Annotated in this window: 2 protein-coding genes and 1 pseudogene; 2 read left to right on the top strand and 1 reads right to left on the bottom strand. The window is 65.4% G+C overall.

Translation table 11 applies throughout. The annotated features are described in order from the left end of the window. Window positions 1-737 (bottom strand): DMT family transporter (locus AC1DX0_RS33170; RefSeq protein ID WP_477358590.1); only part of this gene is annotated, 737 nt, incomplete at its 3' end. 213 nt (window positions 738-950) lie between these two features. Between AC1DX0_RS33170 and AC1DX0_RS33165 the strand changes: the two genes are divergently transcribed. Both AC1DX0_RS33165 and AC1DX0_RS33160 read left to right on the top strand, forming a co-directional pair. Then, entirely contained in the window at window positions 951-2,249 is a 1,299-nt protein-coding gene (locus tag AC1DX0_RS33165; protein ID WP_477221727.1) for an adenylosuccinate synthase, read from the top strand. 76 nt (window positions 2,250-2,325) lie between these two features. Next, a pseudogene (locus AC1DX0_RS33160) lies at window positions 2,326-3,430 on the top strand (hypothetical protein); the annotation flags it as partial.

Raw genomic sequence — 3,430 nt, 5'->3', positions numbered from 1 at the left:
GCGCGATTGGCGCCGATCAGCTCGTTGCCCCTGATGTAGAATATCTGCGAGATGACCGAGGCGCCGATCGCGGTATAGACGATGACAGTCCAGCCGCGCGCATCGGGCACGATGACCTTGCCGGCGGCGATCTCCCACAGGAAGAAGGGCAGCGAGGTGATGAGTGCTGCGATCGACATGGCCAGCATCAGGCTCTGCCAATGCATCACCGGCTTCAGCCGCAAGCCGACCGAATAGCCGCTGTAAAGGATGACCGCCACCAGCATGATGGCGTCGCCGAAATTGAGCTCCAGCGTCAACAGCCGACGCGGGTCGCCATGGCAGGCGGTCAGGAYGACGCCGGCRATGGTCAGSACGACGCCRRCAATCTGGGCCCAGTTCACGCGCARSCGRAAGAASASGAAATTGGCRACRATGATYAGGATCGGCATCGCCGCCTGTTCGATCGAGACGTTGATCGCCGTCGTGTAGTTGAGCGCCGTGTAGAAGATGGTGTTGAACAAAGTGAAGCCGCTGGCGCCAAGCGCCGCCAGGACGAACCAGTGCCGGCGCACCACGAGCCAGTCCTGCTGGATCGTGCGCCAGCCGATCGGCAGCAGGATCGCCACGGCCAGCACCCAGCGCAGRAAGACMAGCGTCATCGGCGAGAYGTGAYCGACCGCCAGCTTGCCGGCCACCGARTTGCYGCCCCACARCAAGGTGGTGAGCAGCAGGAACAGGTAGGCGYTTCGRTGCATCGCGGGATTCCCGCCGCGGCGGATGCGCAGCGGTGTTTGCCGGCCTATTGCCCCCGTCAGCCCAAGTAAATGATGACAAAGCCGAAAATTGTTGTGCCTCAGGGCATTTTCGGCGGCAAAGAAAGGTCGCACTCGCGAGGTCTTGACGCTATAGAGGCCTGTCGTTTCGAACCATMTYCAAGCCGCTCGGCGGCGTCTCAAGGGAAAAGAAACATGGCCAATGTGGTGGTCGTCGGCTCGCAATGGGGCGACGARGGCAAGGGCAAGATCGTCGACTGGCTKTCGGARCGCGCCGACGTCGTGGTGCGTTTCCAGGGCGGCCACAATGCCGGCCACACGCTGGTCGTCGACGGCAAGGTCTACAAGCTGTCGCTGTTGCCGTCCGGTGTCGTGCGGCAGGGCAAGCTGTCCATCATCGGCAATGGCGTGGTCTTCGACCCGCATGCGTTCGTGGCGGAAGTGGCGAAGCTCAAGGCGCAGGGCGTCGAGGTTACGCCGGATCGCCTGAAAATAGCCGAAAACACAGCGCTTATCCTGTCGCTGCACCGGGAGCTGGACGGATTCCGCGAGGACGCCGCCTCAAATTCCGGGACAAAGATTGGCACGACCCGYCGSGGCATCGGYCCCGCYTAYGAGGACAAGGTGGGTCGGCGCGCGGTGCGGGTGATGGATCTGGCGGATTTGGAAACACTGCCCTTGAAGATCGACAGGCTGCTGACGCACCACAATGCGCTGCGGCGTGGGCTTGGCCATGCCGAAGTCACGCATGACGCGATCATGAGTGAGTTGACCTCGGTCGCCGACGAGATCCTGCCCTATATGGACCGTGTCTGGAAAATCCTCGACGACAAGCGCCGTGCCGGCGAGCGCATCCTGTTCGAGGGTGCGCAAGGCACGCTGCTCGACATCGACCACGGCACCTATCCGTTCGTTACTTCGTCGAACACCGTGGCCGGGCAGGCGGCCGCCGGCTCCGGCGTCGGTCCGGGCGCCATCGGCTATGTCCTGGGGATCACCAAGGCCTACACGACGCGCGTCGGCGAAGGTCCGTTCCCGACCGAACAGAAGAACGAGGTCGGCGAATTCCTCGGTACGCGTGGCCATGAATTCGGCGTCGTCACCGGACGCAAGCGCCGCTGCGGTTGGTTCGACGCGGTGCTGGTRCGCCAGGCYGTCGCYGTCAACGGCATCAAGGGCATCGCGCTGACCAAGCTCGACGTGCTCGACGGSCTGGACGAGATYAAGGTYTGCACCGGCTAYCGSCTCGAYGGCGAGATGATCGAYTAYCTGCCGGCAAGCCAGGGTGCGCAGGCCCGTGTCGAACCGGTCTATGAGACGCTGGAGGGGTGGAAAGGCACCACTGCCGGCGCTCGCAGTTGGAACGATCTTCCGGCCCAGGCGGTCAAATATGTCCGATACATAGAGGAGCTGATCGGCGCGCCGGTCGCACTCCTCTCCACCAGCCCGGAACGGGACGACACGATACTTGTGACCGATCCGTTTCAAGACTAGTTTCTGAAGCCTTTCCGGGCATCGCGGCTGATTTGCGGGGGCCGGCGCGGAAGCAAAAATACAGGTCGACTGAAGCATGGCAGATTTTGTTGCTGTTCTGAAAAAGGCGCTCGACAAGTATGGCGAGCCGACGCCCGAGACGCGCACGCGGACCTATGACGGCGCGCGTTCCGCGCTGGTCAAGAAGCTTGCGGAATTTTCGCCACCGCTGTCGCCCGACGTCGTGGCCAAGCAGAAGCGTTCCCTGGAAGACGCGATTGCGAGCGTCGAGCGCGACTATGCCAAGAGCGTGCCTGAAGCCGATCCGCTCGCCGAGCTCGAGCACATCTTTTCCTCGATCGACCGCAACAAGAACCAGCCGAGCCACACGCGCCAGCCGGTGAAGGCGGAGTCGGCGTGGCCGGCGCCGCCGGCCGCCAAACCGGAACCCTACAAGCCGGAACCCTACCGCCCCGCGCCGCCGCCCGCCGCCAAGACCGAACCAAGCTGGCAGAAGGCCGCGCCGGTGCAACCGTCGGCTCCTGACCTTGCCGACCATGCCCTGCCGGGCATGGATGCGGACCAGGACGATGACCGCGCCGATGTCTTCCCGAATGACGACGAGCCCGCGGCTGCCGACACCTTCCAGCGTCTGCGTCCGGCCGAGCGCAAGCGCAGCTATGGCGGGCTGATCGCCGCTGTCGTTGCCCTGCTGGTCGTTGCCGGCGGCGGCTATGGCGTCTGGCTGAACAAGGACGCCTTCAGCAAGATGCTGGGCCTGGGCGGCAGCAAGGTTGTTGCCAAGACCGAACCGGTGAAACCGGCGCCGGCCAAGCCGGCGACCGACGCGGCGGCGACGCCGCCGGCGCCCGCGGCTGGTGCCGAAGGGACGAAATTCACGCAGCGGCTGACGCCTGAAGGTGGCGAAACCGACCCCGGCCCAGCCGGTGGACAGACCGGCATAGGCGAGGGTGAATCCGTCGCCGCGCTGACGACGCCGCCGACCGCTACGAATGCGCCGGTCGCGGCGCCACCGGCTGCAGCCGCGCCCGCCGCGGCGACACCTGCTGCTGCGGCACCTGCCGAGACCGCACCCGCAGCGGGCACCGCGCCCGCCGCAACCCCGCCTGCCAACGGAACCGCACCCGCGGCGCCGGCCGATGCGGCCGCCACGCCGCCGCCCGCTCCGGCAACCGTTACAC

This window comes from Mesorhizobium sp. P3_A9 (assembly GCF_056402975.1).
This window is presented reverse-complemented; position numbering and strand designations above follow the sequence as displayed.